15 protein-coding genes are annotated in these 22,745 nt (G+C 64.3%); 7 read left to right on the forward strand and 8 right to left on the reverse strand.

Annotated features, from left to right (window positions below; all coding sequences use genetic code 11):
* Position 1 precedes the first annotated feature (1 nt).
* Both bcsZ and bcsC read left to right on the forward strand, forming a co-directional pair.
* A complete protein-coding gene (gene bcsZ, locus I6L48_RS07245; RefSeq protein ID WP_254203234.1) occupies positions 2–1,111 on the forward strand; it encodes a cellulose synthase complex periplasmic endoglucanase BcsZ in 1,110 nt (369 codons plus the stop codon).
* Positions 1,096–4,536, forward strand: coding sequence for a cellulose synthase complex outer membrane protein BcsC (gene bcsC / locus I6L48_RS07250; protein ID WP_216987899.1), 3,441 nt, complete (start codon positions 1,096–1,098; stop codon positions 4,534–4,536). Before bcsZ ends, bcsC begins: the two co-directional genes overlap by 16 nt.
* Before the next feature lie 28 nt (positions 4,537–4,564).
* On the opposite strand, the gene I6L48_RS07255 is transcribed toward bcsC, so the two are convergent.
* Positions 4,565–4,840, reverse strand: coding sequence for a metal/formaldehyde-sensitive transcriptional repressor (locus I6L48_RS07255; RefSeq protein WP_041214512.1), 276 nt, complete (start codon positions 4,838–4,840; stop codon positions 4,565–4,567).
* A gap of 71 nt (positions 4,841–4,911) precedes the next feature.
* On the opposite strand from I6L48_RS07255, the gene dmeF reads away from it, so the two are divergent.
* Positions 4,912–5,853 (forward strand): CDF family Co(II)/Ni(II) efflux transporter DmeF, encoded by a 942-nt coding sequence (gene dmeF, locus I6L48_RS07260; protein WP_113069634.1) that lies wholly within the window; start codon positions 4,912–4,914, stop codon positions 5,851–5,853.
* Between the two features lie 15 nt (positions 5,854–5,868).
* On the opposite strand, the gene I6L48_RS07265 is transcribed toward dmeF, so the two are convergent.
* Complete coding sequence (locus tag I6L48_RS07265; protein ID WP_113069635.1) at positions 5,869–6,270, reverse strand: hypothetical protein; 402 nt, start codon at positions 6,268–6,270, stop codon at positions 5,869–5,871.
* A gap of 261 nt (positions 6,271–6,531) precedes the next feature.
* Here I6L48_RS07265 and pulA point away from each other — a divergent pair, with 261 nt between their 5' ends.
* A complete protein-coding gene (gene pulA / locus I6L48_RS07270) occupies positions 6,532–10,584 on the forward strand; it encodes a pullulanase-type alpha-1,6-glucosidase (RefSeq protein ID WP_113069636.1) in 4,053 nt (1,350 codons plus the stop codon).
* Positions 10,585–10,777: 193 nt separating this feature from the next.
* Here the strand turns inward: pulA and I6L48_RS07275 are convergent, their stop codons facing one another.
* A complete protein-coding gene (locus I6L48_RS07275) occupies positions 10,778–13,201 on the reverse strand; it encodes a zinc/cadmium/mercury/lead-transporting ATPase (protein WP_216987900.1) in 2,424 nt (807 codons plus the stop codon).
* A 254-nt stretch (positions 13,202–13,455) separates the two neighbouring features.
* Between I6L48_RS07275 and tpx the strand changes: the two genes are divergently transcribed.
* A complete protein-coding gene (tpx, locus tag I6L48_RS07280) occupies positions 13,456–13,959 on the forward strand; it encodes a thiol peroxidase (protein ID WP_113069638.1) in 504 nt (167 codons plus the stop codon).
* A gap of 106 nt (positions 13,960–14,065) precedes the next feature.
* Here the strand turns inward: tpx and I6L48_RS07285 are convergent, their stop codons facing one another.
* Both I6L48_RS07285 and I6L48_RS07290 read right to left on the reverse strand, forming a co-directional pair.
* Positions 14,066–14,596: a hypothetical protein gene (locus tag I6L48_RS07285; protein WP_113069639.1), complete on the reverse strand. Its 531-nt coding sequence runs from the start codon at positions 14,594–14,596 to the stop codon at positions 14,066–14,068.
* Positions 14,593–16,533: an alkyl/aryl-sulfatase gene (locus tag I6L48_RS07290; protein ID WP_180321022.1), complete on the reverse strand. Its 1,941-nt coding sequence runs from the start codon at positions 16,531–16,533 to the stop codon at positions 14,593–14,595. Before I6L48_RS07290 ends, I6L48_RS07285 begins: the two co-directional genes overlap by 4 nt.
* A gap of 229 nt (positions 16,534–16,762) precedes the next feature.
* Between I6L48_RS07290 and I6L48_RS07295 the strand changes: the two genes are divergently transcribed.
* The gene (locus tag I6L48_RS07295) at positions 16,763–17,983 is read left to right on the forward strand and encodes a DEAD/DEAH box helicase (protein WP_113069641.1); all 1,221 of its coding nucleotides are present in this window, start codon (positions 16,763–16,765) and stop codon (positions 17,981–17,983) included.
* A gap of 96 nt (positions 17,984–18,079) precedes the next feature.
* Here I6L48_RS07295 and I6L48_RS07300 read toward each other — a convergent pair whose 3' ends face one another.
* From I6L48_RS07300 to I6L48_RS07310, 3 genes are all read right to left on the reverse strand, one after another.
* Positions 18,080–19,639, reverse strand: a complete 1,560-nt coding sequence (locus tag I6L48_RS07300) for a PAS domain-containing methyl-accepting chemotaxis protein (protein ID WP_216987901.1) — start codon at positions 19,637–19,639, stop codon at positions 18,080–18,082.
* A gap of 152 nt (positions 19,640–19,791) precedes the next feature.
* Entirely contained in the window at positions 19,792–20,091 is a 300-nt protein-coding gene (locus tag I6L48_RS07305) for a hypothetical protein (protein WP_216987902.1), read from the reverse strand.
* Positions 20,092–20,201: 110 nt separating this feature from the next.
* Positions 20,202–21,806: an ABC transporter substrate-binding protein gene (locus I6L48_RS07310; protein WP_069652444.1), complete on the reverse strand. Its 1,605-nt coding sequence runs from the start codon at positions 21,804–21,806 to the stop codon at positions 20,202–20,204.
* Between the two features lie 173 nt (positions 21,807–21,979).
* On the opposite strand from I6L48_RS07310, the gene I6L48_RS07315 reads away from it, so the two are divergent.
* A complete protein-coding gene (locus I6L48_RS07315) occupies positions 21,980–22,687 on the forward strand; it encodes a ParB-like protein (RefSeq protein WP_216987903.1) in 708 nt (235 codons plus the stop codon).
* The last annotated feature ends 58 nt before the right edge of the window (positions 22,688–22,745 follow it).

The following is a 22,745-nucleotide window of genomic DNA, read 5'->3' on the forward strand; positions in this document are numbered from 1 at the left end:
GATGACTCAGATGAAAAATGTCTGTGGTGCCCTGCTCCTCTGGGCCCTTTGTTCCCTCCCGGCGCAGGCCGTCTGCCACTGGCCGGAGTGGGATCACTTTCGCCAGCACTACATCAGCGAAGAGGGCAGGGTCATCGACCCTGCCGACGGGCGCCGCATCACCACCTCGGAAGGCCAGAGCTATGCCCTCTTCTTCGCCCTGGTCAACGATGACAGGGAGACCTTTGCCCGCCTGCTCGACTGGACGGAGCGGCAGCTCGCCCGCGGGGATCTGACCGGCTTCCTGCCATCCTGGCTCTGGGGCAGGCAGCAGGACGGCAACTGGGGTGTGCTGGATGCGAACAGCGCGTCCGATTCGGATCTCTGGATAGCCTACAGCCTGCTGGAGGCGGGTCGCCTGTGGGACAACCACAGCTACTCGGCCCTCGGCACCCTGTTGCTGCGCCGCATCGCCCGGGAGGAGGTCGCCACGCTGCCGGGTCTCGGCCCCGTGTTGCTGCCCGGGGCGAAAGGCTATGAGGGAGAGGGACGCTGGACCCTCAAGCCCAGCTATCTGCCTCCACAACTGCTGGCCAGATTCGCCTCCTTCAAGGGGCCCTGGGGCGAGATGCGGGCCCTCTTGCCCAAGCTGCTGCAGGAGAGTGCGCCCCGTGGCTTTGCCCCGGACTGGGTGGACTGGCAGGCCGACAAGGGATGGCAGGTGACGGCGGACAAGGGCGACACCGGTGGCTATGACGCCATCCGCGTCTATCTCTGGCTCGGCATGTTGAGCGAGGAGGATCCCGCCAGGGCTTCCCTGGTGGCCCACTTTGCCCCCATGCTGGCGCAGCTGACCGAATCGGGTCATCTTCCCGAGCGGGTCTCCAGCCAAAGTGGACAGGTTCAGGGCAAGGGGCCGAGCGGCTTTGCCGCCGCCCTCCTGCCCCTGTCACGGGGCTTGCCAGCGCAGGTCACCTTGCGCAAGCAGGTCTCCGATCACGGGCTGGATGCGGATGCCTACTACGGCAGCGTGCTGACCCTGTTCGGCGCAGGCTGGGATCAGGGGCGTTATCGCTTTGCCGCCGACGGTACCCTGCAGCCGGATTGGAGCGAGTCATGTCAGGCAAAGTGACCCTGGGGTGCCTGCTCGCCTGCCTGATGAGCGGAGCCCTGGCGCAAGGGACGGTACAGCCGGTGGCCTGGCTGCTGGAGCAGGTCAGGATTGGCGAGGCTCGTGGGCGGGAAGATCTCGTCAGCAACAGCCTCTATTCCCTCTCCCTGGTGGAGCCCGATCATCCGGAGCTGCTGGCAGCCCAGGCCCGTCAGGCCCTGCGCCAGGGCAAGGTCAAGGAGGCCGGGGCACTGCTGGCCCGCCTTGGCAAGCAAGACCCCGACTCTGCGCTCTATCGTCAGGGCATGGCCAACCTGGCCCTGAACGAACCGGCCAGGCGCCAGCAACTGCAACAAGCCAGGCTGCTGACCAGCGCCGGCAGGCTGGAGGAGGCCGAGCGTCTCTATCGCTCCCTGTTCTCAGGTGACTTGCCCCCCAATCTCGACGTGGCGGTGGATTATGCCCTGTTGCAGACACGGATCCCGGCCATGAAAGCGAAGGGGCTGGCGGCCCTGGAGGCACTCAACCGGCAATATCCGGGTGAGCCCAGAGTGCGGGGCGGGCTGGCTCGCCTCTATCTGGCGGAGGGTCGGCGCCAGGGGGCGCAGAACCTGTTGCGCGAGATGGCGCGAGATCCCTATCAGCGGGACGAGGCCGCCGAGATCTGGCTCGCGGACATCGAATCCCTGCCCATCGGTCCCGGGAGCATCGCTGCCTTGCAGGAGTACATGGTGCTCTTTGGCGAAGGGGATACCACCAAGGCGGAACAGCTGCTCGCTACCCAGGAGGAGAAGTGGGCCTCGCCTGCCTATCGCGCACGCCAGTCGGCGCTCGCAAGCACGGCGGGAGGTGGTGCCTCCATCTCCCGCTTGCAGCGTGCCCTGGCTGCCAACCCGGGGGATCCCGAACTCATAGGGGCCCTCGGGCAGGCCTACTCCCGCAACGATCAGCGAGCGCTGGCCATCGCCCAGTTTGAACGGGTGCTGGCACACCCCGAGGTGACCGACAAGGACAAATGGCGCAGCCTGCTGGCCACCAACCGCTACTGGCTGCTGGTGAGCCAGGGGCGCAGCGCCCTGGAACGGGAGCAGTGGGATGAGGCGGCGACCCTGTACCGCCGTGCCATCGCCCAGGATGGGCGTGAACCCGAAGCCTGGCTGGGGCTCGGAGACAGCGAGCGTGGCCGTCATCGCGATGCCGACGCGGAGTCCGCCTATCGCAAGGCGCTCGCCATGGGGAGCGCGCGGGAGCGGGCCCTGGCCCGCCTGTTCGATCTCTACAAGGAGCAGGATCCGGCACGTGCCCTGGCCCTGCTGGAGCAGCAGGGCACCCCCGGGATGCAGGCCGAAGGGCGGCGGCTCAAGGCCGGGCTGTTGCAGGAGGAGGCCGATCAGCTTGATCGGGCCGGCAAGGTGGCGGCGGCGCTGCGCCTTCGCGAGCAGGCACTTGCGCTGACCCCGGAAGAGGTGTGGCTGGCCTATCGAGTGGCCGATACCCGGGCCCGCCTCGGGGAGGCCGGCAGCGGGGAGCGGCTCTTGCGGGAACGGCTGGCGGCGCACCCGCAGGATGCCACCCTGCGCTACGCCACCGCCCTCTATCTCTCGGGGCAGGACAAGATGGTGGAGGCGAGAGGGGTGCTGGCCGCCATCCCTAGGTCCGGCTGGACACAGGACATGGATGCGCTGGATCAGCGCCTCGCCCGTGACGAGGTGCTCGCCAGGGCGAGGGCGCGTCACGAGGCCGGGGATGATGAGGGGGCCGAACGCCTGCTTCAGCCGTTGCAGCCGGATGAAGAGGCGAGCCTGATGCTAGCGGAGTGGGCCACGGATCGGGGGGCCTATGCACTGGCGGAGCAGCGCTATCAGGAGGTGCTTGCCCGCACGCCGCAACAGCCCGAGGCCAGGCTTGGCATGGCCGAACTGGCCCAGGCCAGGGGCGATCTGGCAAAGGCCCGTCACTGGCTGCCCGCCTGGCCGGTCAGCCCGCTGCCCCCGGAGGGTGCCAGCTACTACCGCCGGGTAGCCAATCTCTATCAGGCGCTGGGAGAGGGCGAGACAGCCCGCGCCATCTTCACCGACTACGAACCCCTGGTGGCGCTGCAACCGGCCTCCCAGCAGGCGGCACTGTTCTGGCGCGATGCCGCCCGCCAGCGCTTTGCAGAGCATGATGTGGAGGAGGCCCTGGAGCGGGATCGCAAGGGGCTGGTAGCCGCAGGTCTGGCCCCCCGCGAGGATCTGGAGGGGGGCGAGCTGACCCGGCTGGCCCGCAGTCAGGATGGGGAGGGGTGGCTGGCATCCGGCCTGCGCAGCGATCTCGACAGGCATTACCGGCAGAGCCAGACCACCTTCTCCCTCGACAGCGATTACTGGGGCTCCAGCGGTACCGGGGGCTACTCGGATTTGCGGGCGCTGACCCAGATGGCGCAACTGGATACGCCGCTGGCCGGTGGGACCGCCTTCGGCCGCCTTGAACTGGTCGACATGGATGCCGGAGATCTGCCGGACTCCCCTTACCGGGCGCAGTTCGGTACCTGTGCGGCCAGGGACTGCCGCGGGGACGCGCACCAGCAGAGCCGGGGGACCACCCTGGCGGCAGGCTGGCAGCGGGGGGCCTGGGCGTTCGATCTGGGGACCACGCCCCTCGGTTTCGAGGTGGTGGACTGGGTTGGTGGCGCCACCTTGACCGGTGACTGGCACACGCTGGGGTGGGGGATGACCCTCTCGCGTCGGCCCGTCAGCAGCTCGCTGCTCTCCTATGGCGGAACGGTGGATCCGGGCACGGGCATCAGCTGGGGCGGGGGGCGGGCGAACGGGATCCGCCTCGATCTCAGCCGGGATCTGGGAGGGGCCGTCGGGTTCTGGGGCAGCGCCCAGCAGCACCTGCTGACCGGCAAGAACGTGCCCGACAACTGGCGCACCCGGCTCATGGGAGGGGGCTATTACAAGTTCGTCAACGAGACCCATCGCCGTGCCAGCGTGGGGCTAAGCACCATGCTGTGGCACTACCAGCAGGATCTGGGGGGCTATACCCTGGGGCAGGGGGGGTATTACAGCCCGCAGGGGTACTTCTCGCTCTCGGTGCCGGTCAGCTACCGGCAGCGAACCCCGGACTGGTCGTGGGAGCTGGGCGGGTCGGGATCCTGGTCCTACGCCCGTACCGAAGACAGTCGCCGCTACCCGCTGGAAGGCCTGTTGCCAAGCGGTTTGCCAGACAGGAATGCGCCTGTGAAAGGGGGCAGTAGCAGTGGATTCGGCTACACCCTGAATGGCATGGTGGAACACAGGCTGACGGAGCACTGGCGCATCGGTGGCCGGGTGGACATCCAGCAGGCGGATGACTATGCCCCCAGCCATGTCACCCTGTTCCTGCGCTACACCTTCAAGCCCTGGCAAGGGGATCTCGATATGCCGCCAAGGCCTCTCACTCCCTACGCGGACTTCGACTGACAGGGGCGCCCGTCATCACCGGGCGCCCTTATTTCAGATAGGAACGCAGTACCCTCACCACCTGATCCAGATCCTCCAGCCGCTCGGCATGGGTCGCCTCCTCGGCGCCAAGATGCTCGCGCATGTGTCCCTCCAGCACCTCCAGCATCAGGCCGTTGACGGCGCCGCGGATGGCGGCGATCTGCTGCAGGATGGCGGCGCAGTCTGTTTCCTGTTCCAGGGCGCTCTCCAGGGCACCGGTCTGCCCCTTGATGCGCCTGACCCGTGCCAGCAGCTTCTTCTTGTCGTGAACCGTGTGTGACATCCAGGATCCTCTCGATCAATGAAACTATACTGGGGTATAGTATATAGCATCCTCGTTTTCAGGAGAAATCCATGCCATCCCTCGCCTCATCCCACTGCCACCACCCCGTCGTCCACGAAGGGAATCCCCTGGCCGAACAGAAGACCCGCTGGGCCGTGCTGCTCACCGTCGTCATGATGGTGGCGGAGATCGGTGGCGGCTGGTTCTACAACTCCATGGCGCTGCTGGCCGACGGCTGGCACATGAGCTCCCATGCCCTGGCCCTCGGCCTCTCGGTGCTGGCCTATCGCGCTGCCCGCCACTTCGCGCGGGATCACAGGTTCAGCTTCGGTACCTGGAAGATAGAGGTGCTGGGGGGCTTCAGCAGCGCCCTGCTGCTGGTGGGGGTGGCGGGGTTGATGCTGTTCGAGTCGGTGGCCAGGTTGCTGGACCCCAGCCCCATCCATTATCAGCAGGCGATCGGCATTGCCCTGCTGGGCCTGCTGGTGAATCTGGCCTGTGCCTGGCTGCTCAGGGACGATCACGGCCATCACCATGGTCACGACCACCATCACGGTCATCACGACCACTCGCACGATCACCACCACGGCCATCAGGATCTCAACCTGCGCGCCGCCTACCTCCACGTGCTGGCGGACGCGGCCACCTCGGTGCTGGCGATTCTGGCGCTGGTGGGAGGCATGTTGTGGGGGGCGGACTGGCTGGATCCCCTGATGGGCATCGCCGGGGCCGTGCTGGTGGCGGTGTGGGCCAGGGGGCTGCTGCGTGATACCGGGCGCGTCTTGCTGGATGCGGAGATGGATGCGCCCCTGGTGGACGAGATCCGCGAGGTGATCGCCGAGCTGCCTGACGCCGAGATCCGCGATCTGCACATCTGGCGGGTGGGGCAGACGCAGTATGCCGCCGCGATGTCGTTGCAGATGGCGACCCCGGTCCCGGCACAGGCGATCCGCGAGCGCCTCGCCATCCACGAGGAGCTGGTGCACCTGACCATCGAAGTGTCTGCCGACTGATACCCCTGGCGGGTGTCAGCGGGGAGGCTCGCTCCCCTTATCCTGCCAGAGGGAGCCCAGCATCAGCCTCAGCAGCAGTCCCGGCGGGTCGTCGAGCAGGCGGCCCGGCTCCAGCAGCAGGTGGCCGTCGGCATGAAAGCCCAGGCTGGCGTGGACCTTGCCTTCCTCGCCACACACCTGGAGGAGGCCGTTCAGGGAACCCCCCTCGCCGGGTTGACAGCGCAGCCGCAGCTCCCGTGGTTCCCCCAGCAGGGTGAAGGCGCGGGCGAGGGGCGGGCTCTCTTCATAATCCGGCCAGTTGAAGAAGTGATAGCGTTCGGCGAGCACGCCGGCCTGCTGGCAGAACTGATCGAACAACTGGGCAATGCCCTGATACTCCTGGTCCAGCCGCCTGGCCTGCTCCTCAATCCGTTTCATCACCAAGCTCCCTCTATCCATTTGATTGGACATTGATTTCGTCACTCGCTCCCCTCTTCACGCTGGTATGGGCCGAAAGCGGTGCCAGGTCTGTGAGCGCGATCGAATTTTCGTTATGAAAACGTTATCTTGTTGATGCGGATTGGTTTTTTTTGCCCATCCGCTCACATTTACGGCAATTCCCGCTGATTAATATGGCACCGCTCGGCAATGACCGGGTACTCGGATATCGAGACTAACTACAGCGGGAATTATAAAAAAATGGATATGAAAAAGACCAAAGTGGCGCTGGTAACAGCCTCACTGCTCGCGCTTTTGTCAGGCTGTAACGACAACAGTTCTTCTGCTCCTGCCCCTCAGGATGAGCCCGTCGCTCGTCTTCCCAACGTCCAGCCCCCGGCCGAACTGCTGACGGCCGGCCCCGACGAAGCGGTCATCGCCCTGGTTGATACCCAGACCAGCGCGGCGCGCGGTGTCACCGGCCCGTTCGCCAGCCACAGCCTGCACCTGTGGAACAACGACGCCTGCAACTCGACCTCGGAGGGCGGCCTCAACACCGGTTGGGATGACAAGAGCAAGACGCCGTCCGCGGCGGACAGTTTTGGTCCGGCCTGGGTCGTACCGCTCTCCAAGATGGAAGGCTGCATCAACTTCATCGCCCGCAACGGCGATCTCGCGAACCTGACCGGCAGCGACATGAAGGTGGTCTTCAGCGATCACCCGGATCGCACCGTGGCCATCGTCGCCGGCAAGAACGAGATCTTCGGCAGCCGGGCGGAAGCCTTCACCGCCGCCTTCGGCGTGGCGGGGGCCAGTGCCCATCTCATCGACGACAACACCCTGATTTGGCAAGGGGGCAAGGACAAGCCCTATGTGCGCCTCTACTACACAGAGTCAGGCACCATCACCGCAAACAGCGAGGGTGTATTCGATTTCCCCTACCTCAAGCTGACCCCGACCAGCCTGACCGAAGAGCAGCAGGCCAAATACCCGCACCTCAAGGATGCCGCCGCCTTCGCCCTGCCTGCGGGGAAAGATCTCAAGCCCCTGCTCAAGGGTGAGCTGGTCGCCATCGGGACCGATGCGGACGGCATCCTGCAGGGGGCGACCCTGGTGCAGAGTGCCGGTGCCCTCGATGCCCTTTACAGCGAAGCGGCCACCAAGCTGGCCTACGGCGCCGTGGTGGAGGGGGGCAATGTCACCTTCCGGCTCTGGGCTCCGACCGCCAAGTCGGTCAAGCTGGCGCTGTTCGACGAGCAGCACAAGTCGCTTGGCGAGCGCGCCATGACCCTGGACGAGGCCAGCGGCAGTTGGAGCGTGCAGGGGGGCAGCGATCTTGTCGGCAAATACTACCGCTACGATATCCAGGTCTATCACCCGGTCAGCCGCAAGCTGGAATCCTATCAGGTGACCGACCCCTACTCCCTGAGCCTGGCGATGAACTCCGAGTTCAGCCAGGTGGTGGATCTCGACGATCCGGCCCTCAAGCCGGAAGGCTGGGACAGCCTCAAGGCGCCCCACAGCCAGAAGAACCCCGCCGACATCACCATCTATGAGGCCCACGTCCGGGATCTGACCGGCAACGACGAGTCGACGCCGGTGGATCACCGCGGCAAGTTCCTCGGGCTGACCGACAGCGACAGCGTGCCCGTCACCCACCTGAAATCCCTGGCCAAGAGCGGCGTCAGCCACCTGCACCTGCTGCCGGTGTTCGACATCGCCACCGTCAACGAGGATCCGGCCAAGGTGGCCAACATCGGTGATGACTTCAGCAAGCTGTGCGAGGTCAATCCCGAGGTCAAGAACTCCAGGTTTGCCAGCCACTGTGGTGGCGGTGAGACCATCGAAGCCGTGCTCGGTGATCTGCAAGCCAGCGACAGCAAGGAGAACCCCGTGGTGCAGGAGCTGTACGGCTATCTGCGCGGGGTGGACTCCTTCAACTGGGGCTATGACCCCTACCACTACACCACCCCGGAAGGCTCCTACGCCACCAATGCGGAGGGGACGACCCGGATCAAGGAGTTCCGCGAGATGGTGCAGGCCATCAAGCAGAACATCGGCATGAACGTGGTGATGGACGTGGTCTACAACCACACCAACGAATCGGGTCTCGGTTCCAAATCCGTGCTCGACAAGATTGTGCCCTGGTACTACCAGCGCCTCAATCCGGAGACCGGTTCGGTGGAAAACTCCACCTGCTGCTCCAACACGGCGCCGGAACACGCCATGTTCGCCAAGCTGATGGATGACTCTCTGGTCACCTGGGCACGGGACTACAAGATCGATGCCTTCCGCTTCGACCTCATGGGCCATCACCCGAAAGATCAGATGGTGCAGGCCCTGGCCGAGGTGAAGAAGGTCAATCCGGACATGTACTTCTACGGCGAGGGGTGGAACTTCGGCGAGGTGCAGGATGACAAGCGCTTCGTGCAGGCGACCCAGAAGCACCTGGCCGGTACCGGCATCGGCTCCTTCTCCGACCGGCTGCGTGATGCGGTGCGCGGCGGCAGCCCGTTCGACGGCGGCGAAGCCATTCGCAAGACCCAGGGCTTTGGCAACGGCGCCCTGGTGGATGCCAACGAGCTGGACGGCGTCGATCTCGCCACCGCCCTGCATCAGTCCGATCTGGTGCGCCTCGGCATGGCGGGTAACCTCAAGGAGTTCGTGCTGACCGACAAGGACGGCATTCCGAAGAAAGGCTCCGACATCGACTACAACGGTCAACCGGCGGGCTATGCCCAGGATCCGACCGAAATCCAGAACTATGTCGACAAGCACGACAACCAGACCCTGTTCGACAACCTGGTGTACAAGGCACCCGCCGGGGCCGACCTGGTGCGGATGCAGGGGGTCTCTCTGGCGACCGCCATGCTGGGTCAGGGCATTCCCTTCACCCACGCGGGTGTCGAGCTGCTGCGCTCCAAGTCCATGGAGCGGGACAGCTACGACTCCGGTGACTGGTACAACCGGGTTGACTACGGCTTAAATGACAATAATTTTGACAAAGGGTTGCCGCGCAAGGACAAGGACGAGGCCAACTACGAGCTGATCGAGCAGGTGCTCGGCCAGCACGCCAAGCCGGGTTCGGCCGAGATGCATCAGATGGTGAACTTCTACCAGGAGCTCTCCGAACTGCGTCAATCTTCTCGTCTGCTGCGTCTTGGCAGCGGCGCCGAGGTGATCAAGCGGGTCGACTTCCGCAACACCGGCCCTGAGCAGATCCCGGGTCTCATCGTGATGAGCGTGGATGACGGGGTGGGCGCCGGTGCGGATCTGGATCCAGCCATCGACGGCCTGGTGGTGATGATCAACGCCACCAATCAGCCCCAGAGCATCGGCGATTTCCGTGACGGCAAGGATCAGCCCATCGATCTGACCGGCATGGTCCTGAGCGGTGCCCACCGTGACTCCGACAGCATCGCCAGCGGTGCGGCCAATGACAGCGGTCAGCTGACCCTTGGCGCCTGGTCGGCGGCGGTGTTCGTCAAGCCGCAGAGCGGTGCCCAGGGCGCGGGGCTGCCGGTGAGCAAGAAGACGGATCTGAGCACCTTGCCTCCCTTCGGTGACACCGAGGTGTTCGTGCGCGGTTTCCTGAATCAGTGGGATCCGGTCAACAAGATGAACTTCAGTGGCAACTTCACCTATGAGTTCACCACCGAGGTGACGGCGGATCAGCTGGGGTCGACCCAGGTGAAGATCGCTGGCAACGAGTGGAGCGGCCCCGTCAATTACGGCAAGTGCAGCGATACCGACCAGCTTGCGACCGGCCAGGTCAATACGCTCTGTGCCAATGGCGGGGATCTGCCGTTCAACGTGGAGAAGGCTGGCACCTACAAGTTTGTCTTCACCGCCATGAACAAGGACAAGCCCACCCTGAGTGTCAGCTACACCGAACCGGTGCAGAGCTGCAAGGTGCTGGATACCGTCGCGGGCAATCCGCTCGGCTTCCCGCTCTATGTGCGCGGCAGTCTGAGCGACTGGAACGCCCAGCCGGCCTACCAGCTGAGCTACAAGGGGATGGAAGGCAACCTCGCCATCTATCAGGCCGCCTTCAACTACGCGGGCAGCTTTGACTTCAAGTTTGCCAACGACGATGGCAACTGGAGCAAGCAGTTCTTCGTGAAGGATGCCGGTGGCACCCTGATCGCACTGGAGCCCGAGCAGGTTTACCCGCTCCAGCACGGCGACGGTGGCATGGGCAACAACAGCATCACACTGGAACAGGGTCTGTGGAGCTTCCTGGTGAAGGTTGACCCGACTCAGACTTCCGGCGAGGTGGGCAGCGTCATCATCCAGGAGTGCAGCGCCAAGTAAGTCTTTCCCATCGAGCCCGGGGTTGGCTCGGCAGCCCCGGGTTGAATTCCGCCTCGCCAAGGGCGGGATAACACCGAGAGAGTAAGCAAAGCGCGACTGCCGACCGGCAGCCGCGCTTTTTCTTTGCTGTGGGCGAGGCAATAAAAAAGCCGCCCCGTTGGGGCGGCTGTTGGTTGTACCGTTAACGGTCGGCCTAGCGTTTTCGCAGCAGGCGCAGGGCGTTGGCGGTGACCAGGGCGGTGGCGCCGGTGTCGGCCAGCACCGCAATCCACAGGCCGGTGATGCCGAGCAGGCTGGTGACCAGGAAGATGGCCTTGAGCCCCAGCGCCAGCGCGATGTTCTGGTGGATGTTGGCCAGTGCCGCGCGGGAGAGCCGGATCATGGCGGCGACCCCGCCGAGCTGGTTGTGGGTCAGCGCCGCATCGGCGGTTTCCAGCGCCACGTCGGTGCCGCCTCCCATGGCGATGCCGATGCTGGCCCGCTTCATGGCCGGTGCGTCGTTGATGCCGTCGCCGATCATCGCGACTTTCTGGCTGAGGCCGAGCTTGGCGATCTCATCGACCTTGCCCTCCGGCAGCAGGCCGGCGCGCCAGCCCATGCCGAGCTCGGTGGCGATCGCCTCGGCGGCGCGGGGGTTGTCGCCGGTCAGCATGATGCTCTGCAGGCCGAGCTGGTTGAGCTCTTGCAGCGCCGCAGCCGCTTCCGGCCGGATCTGGTCGCGCAGGGCCAGCAGGGCGGCCGGGGCGGCGTCGGGCTGACCGAGCACCACCACCGTCTTGCCTTGCTGCTCCAGGGTGGCGACCCGGGCCTGCATCGCCGCATCCAGGGTGGCGACCCGGCTCGGTGCCAGCAGCTGCCAGAGGACTCCGTCGATGCGACCCTCTACCCCCATGCCGGGCAGGGCGCGCAGCTCCTGGGCGGCAGCGAGGCTGAGGCCCCGCTCACTGGCCGCGGTCACCACGGCGCGGGCCAGCGGGTGGTGGGAGCCCTGCTCGATGGCTGCCGCCAGCGCCAGCAGGTCGGCCTCCGGCTGGCCATTGAGGCTCACCAGTTCGGTCAGCTGCGGCTTGCCCAGGGTCAGGGTGCCGGTCTTGTCGAAGGCCAGGGTATCGATGTGGGCCAACCGCTCCAGCGCGGCGCCCCCCTTGATGAGGGCCCCCTGCCGGGTGGCTGCCGCCAGCGCCGAGGTGACCGCTGCCGGAGTGGAGATGACCAGGGCGCAGGGGCAACCGATCAGCAGCAGCGCCAGCCCGCGATAGATCCACTCGTCCCAGCTCTGGCCGAAGGCGAGCGGCGGTACCAGCACCACCAGCAGGGCGACCAGCATCATGGCCGGGGTATACCAGCGGCTGAAGCGGTCGATGAAGCGCTCGATGGGGGCGCGCTGGGTCTCGGCCTCTTCGATGAGATGCAGAATGCGGTCGATGGCGTTGTTGCCGGGTTCGGACACCACCTCGAGGCGCAGCACCCGATCCGCCGCCAGACTGCCGGCGGGGACCTTGTCACCCCGGCGGCGCTCCACCGGGATGGATTCGCCGGTCAGGGCGCTCTCGTCAAAGGCGCCGAGGGGGTCGAGCAGGCGGGCATCGGCGGCCAGGCGGGCACCCGGGGCGATTTCGATGATGTCACCGGGGCGCAGCTGGTCGGCAGCGACTTCTTCCCGCACCTCGCCCTCGGCAGTGGTGCGGATGCGCAGCGCCTTGTCGGGCACCAGCGCCATCAGGGCGGTGACCCCGGCGCGGGCGCGGCCGGCGGCGTAGGCTTCCAGATGTTCCCCCAGCATGAACAGCAGCAGCACCATGGCCGCTTCGGCGGTTTCGCCGAGGAACAGGGCCCCCACGGCGGCGACCGTCATCAGGGTCTCGATGGCGAAGGGGGAGCCGCTTCTGGTCAGTGCCCACGCCTTGCGGGAGATGGGCCACAGCCCCCAGAGGGTGGCCAGGGTAAAGAGCGGCTGACCGAGCTGGTTCGGCAGCAGGGCCGCCATCCCCATCAATCCGGCGAGCGACAGGGGCTGCCAGTATTTGCCGAGCAGGTTACTGACCCTCTGCATCTGCGGGCTGCGGCCCGGTTCGCTGCGAGCCGTGTTCTGAACTCCCCCTTTGAGCTGGAAGCCGGCGGCCAGCACGGCGGCGGTAACGGGATCGGGGGAGAGGCCGGGGGCCAGATCCACCACCAGCTTCTCGGTGGCAAACAGCACCCGAGCCTGCTGTACGCCCTCCACCCGGCTGACGGCGGTCTCTATCTTGCGTGCACAGCTGGGACAATCCATACCCAGCACCTGCCAGCTATGGCGGCGGCTGTTCTGCTCGGGGGTAGCCAGCGGCGGCTCGGTCGCGGCGGCCGTGTGGGCGTGCTCGTGCCCCTGCTCATGATGATCGTGGTCGTGGGCTGTGTCGGTGGCGCAAGTGCCTCTGGGGGGCTCTTCATCCCCCGGGCCGTCTGCGCCACTTTGCCCCTGATGATCGTGGCGGGTCGGGTTGGCGACACCACTGGCCTGTGTCGCGTTGTCGCAGCAGTGGCTGGTGTGGCTGTGCCCGGCCTGTGGGGTGGCGGCCTTGCTGACGGCCTTGATGGGGGCAGCGGCGTGTTGATGGCTGCAGCAGGATTTGCTCATGATGCGTTCCTCTTGAGGGATCCCGCCCCTGCGGGATCCTGGATGACTGCGCCGAGTGTAAACCTTGGTGTAAAGTCCAAGGTCAAGCCCTCTTCTCCTCTTTGTCCGGGGCCATGTCAGTGGCCGCTGAGCTGCCTCTGGAGCAGGGGGGATGCAAAGGGATGCCAAATCCCTTTCATTAGCGGGTGTTTGTCATCCCGTGGCGGGCCTATACTGGGGACCCTGGATCCCACATCAATCATCAAGGACCTAACATGAGCAATACCGTCACCCTGCAAGGCAACCCCGTCTCCGTCTCCGGCCACTTCCCCGTTGCCGGTGAGCAGGCCAAGCCCTTCTCCCTGGTTGCTGGCGATCTGTCCGATGCGACCCTGGCGACCTTCGCCGGCAAGCGCAAGATCCTGAACATCTTCCCGAGCGTCGACACCCCGACCTGCGCCACTTCCGTGCGCAAGTTCAACGAGCAGGCAAGCGCCCTGAACAACACCGTCGTGCTGTGCATCTCTGCCGACCTGCCGTTCGCCCAGGCCCGTTTCTGCGGCGCCGAGGGTCTGGACAAGGTGGTGAACCTCTCCACCCTGCGTGGCGTCTCCTTCCTGCAGGACTACGGCGTGGCCTTCTCCTCCGGTCCGCTGGTGGGTCTGGCTGCCCGTGCCATCGTGGTACTGGATGAGCATGACAAGGTGCTGCACAGCGAGCTGGTGGCCGAAGTCGCCGACGAGCCGAACTACGCCGCCGCCCTGGCTGCCCTGGCCTGATAGGTTGCCAGCAAAGTCATTGGCTTGAACAAAGCCAAGTGGCTGAAATAGAAAGGGCCCGCAACCTAGCGGGCCCTTTTTGCATGTATCGGAGAGCGATGTTCAACTAGCTGGTTTCTTGGCTAAGGGCGCGGTCCAGACTCTGCGAGAAAGCATCATCCGGGTCATCCTCGATCACCAGTAAGCCAAGCTGCTTTGCCTGCACGACAGAGAGCTGGCCAGACAGCAGCGCCTGGATGCCAGCCTCGCTGGTCAGCATTATCCTGTCCTGCCTGGCGGGCCCCTCGGTGTGGGTCTGCAACAGCAGGCTCTCCTTGCCCCGAACCCTGGACCAGAGTCCGGAGTCTACCAACAGGATGGAGACATTGCCCGGTAACTGGCCATCCTTGAGCGAGCCTTTCAGCTGGTTGAGCCACTGGTAGCTTCGGCTGAACCCATCTGGACCGGTTATCTTGGGCACAGGGTCGAGCTTCCGATCCGAAATGGCTGCTGCCGTGGCCATGGCGACATCGAGGGAACCGGGCCAACTCTGCTCGAAGGGGTTGGGGTAGATGGCATCGTAGCCGCAGGCCATGGCCAGGGGGACGGGCCCCGTGACCATGGCGCAGAGCAGCAGTCTGACGGTTAGTTTACTCATGGGGTCACTATGTTGAACCAGAAGTTGAACTTGTCCAGCATGCCGACGAACTCGCTGAACTTCTTGCTATCTCCGGTGATCTTGACCTGTCCGCTGGCGATCTCCTGCTCCAGTGTGGTCTGTCCAAGCTGGATATCATCCAACACCTTCTTGGTCAGGGTCACAGTGGTATCAGGCTTGTCGGCATAGCGGGTGGTGTGGTTCAGCACCGCATTCTCGATATTCAGCGAGTGTTTCTCGTTGATATCCGTGAAGTCGATGTTGATGGTCATCTTCTTGCCTGCGGCCTTCTCCGGGTTCAGCCGTACCGCCAGATAGTCAAACAGCATGCTGGGCGGCATGGCGCGAATGGTATCGGGTGATGCCGTGTTGGTACCACCTGCATTCGGTACGCCATTACGCAGTTCATAGGCGCCCTGCAGGTAGACGGAACGCCAGGGGCCGGACTCGGCCTGATAGCCCAGCTGCTCCAGGGTATCGGCCAGCAGCAGCTTGCCTTCCTTGTTGTCGGGGTTGGCAAACACCAGATGCTTGAGCACCTCGGCGACCCAGCGATATTCCCCCTTGTCGAAGGAGACCTTGGCCTTCTTCAATACCTCGGCTTCGCCCCCCATGAACTCTATGTATTTGGGGCCCACCATTTCCGGCGGCAAGTTGTCCAGATCGGACGGATTGCCCGAATACCAGCCCATGTAGCGCTGATAGATGGCGCGGCTGTTGTGGCGCAAGGTGCCGTAGTAGCCCCGGTTCGGCCAGAAGTTTTCGAGCTCAGGCGGCAGCTTGATCTGCTCCGAGATCTCCTCGCCCGTGTAGCCCATGTTCATCAGGCGCACCGACTGATCGTGGATGTACTTGTAGAGGTCACGCTGCTTCTTGAAGTAATCGACTATGTTGGCGTTGTCCCAGCGCGGCCAGTGGTGGCTCTGGAACTTGACCTCAACCTGATCGCCCCAGGTCTCGATGGTTTCATTCAGATAGGTTGACCACTTCAGCGCATCCCGCACTTGTGCGCCTCGCAGGGTCAGGATGTTGTGCATGGTGTTGGTGGTGTTTTCCGCCATCCACAGCGCCTTGTGTTGCGGGAACCAGGTGTTCATTTCGGCGGGCGCTTCTGTGCCAGGGGTCATCTGGAAGACCATTTTGACACCGTCGATGTCGAGCTCTTCCCCCGTCTTGGTGATCAGCTTGGTGGGCACGATCAAGGAGGGCAGACCGGTGGAGGTAGTCATGCCCAGACCGCCGTTGACGCCGCCCTGGGCGTTGCGGGGCAGCAGGGCGCCATACATGTAGACGGCGCGGCGCCCCATGGCATTGCCTGCGATCACGTTCTCGGAAACGGCATGCTCGGTGAAGCCTTCCGGGGCGATGATCTGCGCCTGCTCGCGTTCCTCCGGCGTGTTGAACAGGCCGGCGGCGCCACCGTAGTGGTCAACGTGACTGTGGCTGTAGATCACGGCCACCACAGGGCGTTTGCCCTCTTTCTCGTTGATGAAGGCCAGGGCCGCCTTGGCGGTGTCTGGCGAGATGAGGGGGTCGAAGACGATCCAGCCCTTGTCACCCTTGATGAAGGTGATGTTGGAGAGATCGAAACCACGGATCTGATAAATGTCGTCTGTGACCTTGAACAGACCGTACTGCATGGAGAGCTGGGCGTTGCGCCACAGGCTGGGGTTGACGGTATCGGGGGCCGCCTTGTCCAGGCCTATGTAGGCCTTGTACTGCTCCAGATCCCAGACGACGTTGCCCTTGTCATCCTTGATGGTCAGGGTGTCCGGCTTGGCGATAAAGCCTCGCTCGGCGTCGGCAAAATCCTGTTTGTCGTTGAACGGCAGGCTAGCCTTGACGGCCTCGTTCGCCTTGATGGTGCTCGCAGTGGCTGGTTTGGCATCGACCAGGGCGAAGGCCGTGCCCGGGGGCAGGCACAAGGCCGCAATCATCAGGGTTAACAGGCGTTTGGTTGGTGCTTTTGCAGTTGTCATCGATCTTACTCCTTAAGTGGAACAACCTGTTCACTCTAATGCAACTTTATGATTGCATCATGTTTTTACTGGTTTCGAATGAAATCTTGTTCAGTCTGAGTCAAGGAAGCAGGTTATTTTTACTTATGGGGTGGGTCTGGCTAGACTTCGCCTCCACATCCTTGTTCAGCCTGTATCTGCGATCCCCATGACGTTTGACGAACTCGCCCTTGACCCCGACCTGTTGCCCCTGCTGCCCGCCGCGCTGGAAAAACCGACCCCCATTCAGCAGCTAGCCATTCCTGCTGCCTTGTCAGGACGGGATCTGCTTGCCCTGGCCAGGACCGGCAGTGGCAAGACCCTGGCATTCGGCCTGCCGCTGCTGCAGAGGCTGGACGCAGCCAGCGACCGGGTACAGGGATTGGTACTGGTCCCCACCCGGGAGCTGGCAAGCCAGGTGAGCGCCGCCCTGCAGGAGATTGCCGACGGGTTGGGGGTGCGCCTTCTGACCCTGTGTGGCGGGGTGGCCCAGGAGTGGCAGGAGCGGGAACTGGCTCTCGGCCCCCAACTGCTGGTGGCGACACCCGGACGGTTGCGAGACTTGCTGGCCCAGCAGACGCTGGGGCTGGGTGCCCTGCGCATGCTGGTGCTGGATGAAGCGGATCGCCTGCTGGAGATGGGGTTCTGGCCCGACATCCAGTGGCTGATGAAGGCGATGCCGGAGGCGCGGCAGCAGATGCTCTTCTCCGCCACCTTGCCGGTCGAGCTGGAGAGCCTGGCCTCGGGCCTGCTGCAGGATCCGGTGCGCATCGAGGCCGAGCCGCTCAACAGCCTGGTGAGCGACATCGAGGAGCGGCTCTATCTGGTCAACAGGAGCAGCAAGGTGCCTGCGCTGATCGCCCTGCTGGAGGCCGGAGAGTGGCCCCAGGTGCTGGTCTTCATCAGTGCCAGGGACGACGCGGACGGGGTGGCCAAGAAACTCGCCAGGACTGGCATGACGGTGGCAGCCCTGCACGGAAACAAGGATCAGGCCGTGCGGGAGCAGGCGCTGGCGGATTTCAAGGAGGGCAGGGTGCGGGTGCTGGTGGCCACGGACCTGATGGCGCGCGGCATCCACGTGGAGGCATTGCCCGTGGTGATCAATCTGGATCTGCCGGACCATGCGCCCGTCTACGTGCATCGTATCGGTCGTACCGCCCGTGCCGGACAGAGCGGTCTGGCCATCTCCCTTACCTGTCACGGGGATGGGGAGGCGCTCGAGGGGATCCGGGCCCTGACCGGTCGGCCCCTGCCCCTGGCGGCGCTGGCAGGTTTCCCGGTGACCGACAAACCCGCCAGCGGGGAGAGCAAACGGGCGCCAAGAGACAAGCAGGCGAACCGTCGCACCCAGGGCAAGCGCAGCATCAAGCAGTTCAAGGGCAAATCCTGAGACGGACTTCTTGCCCCCGGCGGGAGCCTGTCGTCGTGAAGGAGAGGAGAGATCGGCAGCGCGCCCGGGGGCGCGCCAAACTACACGGCAAGGGGGTCAGTCGTGGAACTGGTTGATCAGGCGGGAGAGGTTTTGCAGCCGCTCCACCAGCAGGGTGATGCCATCGAGGGCCTGACGGCTGTTGTCCGCGGTGTGGCTCGCCAGTTGGTGGATCTGGTGGATCCCCTGATCCAGGGTGCTGGTGACATCCGCCTGCTGGCTCACCGCCTGGGCTATCTCGTCGCTGGTGTGGGTCACCCGGGCCAGCATCCGGTTGATCTGGTCGAGCACCTCGGCGGTGGCCCCCATGTGCTGCTGGCAGAGCACTGATGTCTGGGCCCCTTGCTCCATGCCATCGGACAGTTGCCGGGTACTCTGTTGCAGCGCCCCTATCATGTCGCTTATCTCGCCGGTGGAGCTGCGGGTCTTCTGGGCCAGGGCCCGAATCTCGTCGGCCACCACCGCAAAGCCGCGCCCCTGTTCACCGGCCCGTGCCGCCTCGATGGCCGCATTGAGGGAGAGCAGGTTGGTCTGATCCGCAATCTGCCCGATCACCTCCAGAATGCCGTTGATCTTCTGGCTGTCCTGGGTCAGGCGCGCCAGCACGCTCTGGCTGGCGTCCAGCTCCTGATGAAGCCTGTCGACCGAATCCCGGGTGGTGGCCAGCGCCTGCTGACCACTGGCGGACACCTGCTGGACCTCGCCCACCAGCGCATTGGCCTGGTGGGCATTGTCAGCCACATCACGGATGGACTGGCTCATCTGGGTGATGGCCGCCGCCAGTTGCTCGCTCTGGGCCCGCTGCTGTTGCAGGTGAGTGTCTATGGTCTGGATATGCCCCCTGTCATCCTCCGCCGCCTGCAGGATCTGCTGGTTGGTGTCCGCGCTGCGACCCACCACGGCGCGCAGCTCCGCCTTCTTCATGCGCAGCAGCAGTTCAAGGGCGGCCAGGCTGTCCTGACGCCTGGCATAGAGTACCTGGCAAAGGGCGCTGCCCTGCTCCTCGCCCGCCATGGCCAGCAGCCTGGCCAGCCGCCGTTGCAGATGCCAGCCATGTCCCATCTGGGCCAGCAAGCAGAGCAGGGTGATGACTCCCCACCCCGGCTGGCCGGTGACCAGACTGGCCCCCATGCCGAGCAGGGCGGTGCCAGAGAGCAGCAGACACAGCTGCCCCGGCTCCAGGGTCAGCCGGGTCAGCCAGGGCAGTGCCTTGCCGTCACGGATCCGGGCATAGAGCTGCTCTGCCCAGGCGATGTCGTGATCCTGGGGACGGGTGCGGACAGACTGGTATTCGATGATCTGCTGCTGATCGTTGAGAATCGGCGTGACGTAGGCGTTGACCCAGTAGAACTGACCACTCTTGGCGCGGTTCTTTACCAGCCCCATCCAGCTCTTGCCTTGTTGCAGGCGGCGCCACATGTCGGCGAACGCGGCCTTGGGCATGTCGGGGTGGCGGACCAGATTGTGGGGCTCCCCTTCCATTTCGGTCGCGCTGTAGCCCGCCACATCGCAAAAGTGCTGGTTGGCATAAGTGATGTGACTGGCGGGATCCGTGGTCGAGATCAGTGATATGTGATCGGGGAAACGGATCTCCCCTTCGTGCCGGGTTGTGGTCATGTGCGCATCCTGAATGAGCCAAGTAACTGATAAAATTATTTTTTATTTTTGTGATTGTTACGGCGTCATTGTAGATGCGGACTGTTACACCACCTTGGCTTGGGTCAATAAATCAACACGGCAAAGGCTGAAAAAAGTCGTAGATGGCGGGCTCAGCCGCGGGGAGTGAAGTCGTGGATCTCCCCCGTCCTCGGCTTGAAGCGGGGGTCATTGTCTTCTGCGCTGGCGACCCAGGCTATGGCCTGGCAGAAACTCTCCTGCTTGGCGAAGGCATCCCGGGCCTGATCGATGGCTCGTTCGGCATTGCGCCGCTCCATCTTGCTGGCCTTGCGGTCGCTGAACTGCTTTTGCTGGCTCAACATCCATTCGAGGAAGGCCTGGCGGCATTCGGTTTCATCGGCGGCCTTGGCGGGAAGGGCAACAAACAGGGCAATCAGGAGCAGAGCACGCATGGCAGGATCGGATCACGGGGTTGATGAATGAAAAGAGGCGGCATTTTAGGCCGGGAACTTGAACAGGAACAGTGCCAGGAGGGGTCAGATGTCCCGACCCCTCCCCGGACTCAGTGTTTGACGAGGTAGAGCTGACGGCTATAGGCCACGTCTTCCGGGTTGTTGATGGGATACCCCTTGAGCCAGGGCTTGATGAGCCGGGCATTGGTGTACTGGTAGATGGGGGCGATGGGGGCCTCCTTCTGCAAGATGGCCTCGGCCTCATCGAACAGGCGGGCCCGTTCTGCGGGATCCTGACTGCTGGCCGCCTGCGCCAGCAGCTTGTCGTAAGCCGGGTTGGCGAACCGGGCCATGTTGCCGCTGTGGCCCGATCCCCAGAGCCCGAGGAAGGCGGAGGGGTCGTTGTAATCGGCGACCCAGGAGGAGCGGATCACCTCGAACTGGCCGCTTTGACGGCTGTCGAGATAGGTTTTCCACTCCTGATTGGTGAGCTCGACCCGGGCCCCCAGCTTCTGTTTCCACAGGTTGGCGATGGCCAGTGCCATCTTCTTGTGAATTTCCGCCGTGTTGTAGAGCAGGGTCAGCTTGAGGGGATTGCTTGGGCCGTAGCCCGCTTCTTTCAGCAGGGCTCTGGCACGCTCGTCCAGCGCCTGCTGACTGCTGGTGGAGAGCAGATTGGGCTTGGGGTCGAAGTCGGCGGTCACGTCCGGGGTGAAGTGGTAGGCCGGTTTCTCCCCGGTGCCCAGCACCTTGTCGGCAATCAGGCCCCTGTCGATGGTGTAGGAGAGCGCCTGGCGCACCCGCACATCATTGAGGGGCGGGCGCTGGGTGTTGAAGGCGTAGTAGTAGGTGCCGAGCTGTTCCGGGGTATAGACCTCCCCCGGGATCTGGGCCATCAGGCTCTGGTACTGCTCCTTGGGGAAGGATTCGGTGATGTGCAGATCCCCGGCCAGATAGCGGTGGGTAGCCGCGCTCTCCTGGTTGATGGGCACGAAGGTGACGCGGGTCAGCACCGTGTGGGCGCGATCCCAGTAGTAGGGATTGGGCGTCAGCTCCAGTTTCTCGTTCACCACCCGGTGACTCAGCACGAAGGCGCCGTTGCCCACCAGCTTGCCGGGCTGGGTCCACTGGTTGCCATATTGTTCCATGCTGGCCCGGTGCAGGGGCGACAGGCTGGGATGGGTCAGCAGGCTCAGGAAATAGGGCACCGGCTGGGAGAGGGTCACCTTCAGGGTATGGTCATCGACGGCCTCCACCCCGAGCGCATCGGGGGCCAGCTTGCCTGCCACTATGTCGTCCACCTTGTCGAAGCGGGCGAGCTGGGCGAACCAGGCGAAAGTGGCGGCTTCCCTGGGGTCAACCAGCTTGCGCCAGCCATAGACGAAGTCGGCGGCGCGCACGGGGTCGCCGTTGGACCAGCGGGCATCCGGCCTCAGGTGGAAGGTGAATGTCTGGTTCCCCTCGTTGTCCCAGCGGGATGCCACCCCGGGCAGCACCTTGCCGTCCGGCCCCTGGGTCAGCAGCCCCTCGTAAAGGTCTCTGAGGACCTGCAGCTCCGGCAGTCCCACCAGCTTGAGAGGGCTCAGGCTCGCCGGTTCATCCTTGAGATGACGGACGACGGCCTGTTCGGCGGCGAGTGGGGTGCCGGGCGGCACATCGGCAGCCTGGACGCAGGCACAGCCCAGCAGGGCCAGCAGGGGGCTCCATCCTTTCATGGTGAATCCTTCAAAATGTGTGAAGCGGGGAGAAAACTCGGCGAGAATGCATCGCCGGCAGATGGGAAATCATGATATCCCCTTTGCTGGTCAGACCGCCAGCATGAGTCCCATGATATCCGATGCGGCTGTCAACGAGGGGGCGCCGTGAGCGCCAGGAAAAGGAGAGAGTGATGAGAGCATGGATCTTGTTGGCCTGCGTGCTGAGCCAGGGCGCCTGGGCGTTGTCCCCGTGCGAGAAGAGCAGCCCGGTGGGAAGCTGGTGCGAAGTGAACATAGAGGCGCTGCACCCCACCCAGGGCGGCGTCGGTCAGTTGCAGGTGGATACCACAGCCCGGGAGCTGGCGGACAAGAGCGAGAAGCAGCTCGACAAGCTGATGAAAAAGAAAGAGATCCCCATCGTCATCGCGCCGGATGGGGGTTACTGGCTGGTGGACAGGCACCACCTGACCAAGGCGCTGTGGCAGCAGAGGGTGAAGCAGGTCAGGGTCAAGGTGATTGCACGGTTGCAGGACAGGGCCAATTTCTGGAGCCAGATGCAGAACAACCACTGGGCCTGGCTCAAGGATGAACGGGGTCAACCCCTGACTCCCGAGCAGTTGCCCGGTCATATCGGTGAATTGCCGGATTACCCCTACCGCACCCTGGCGGGGCTGCTGCAGGATGCGGGCTACTTCAGCAAGAAGGATCAGGTCTACTTCGTCGAGTTTGCCTGGGCCAGCTGGCTCGGCCAGCAGATGGCCTGGCAGCCGATCGATGAGGTCAACCTCGCGGATCGCCTCGCCGAAGCCAAACGGCTGGCGTGCAGCAGCAAGGCGGCGGATCTGCCTGGTTACCCCGGCAAGCAGTGTCGCGTCAATCAGCCCAGAACGGCGGGTTGAGGGATCCTGCACAAAGGGTCTGGTTGATATTTGTTCTCGATTGGCCATGATACAGACT

Origin of the sequence: Aeromonas sp. FDAARGOS 1418, from assembly GCF_019048585.1 — a bacterium.
GTDB lineage: Bacteria > Pseudomonadota > Gammaproteobacteria > Enterobacterales > Aeromonadaceae > Aeromonas > Aeromonas caviae.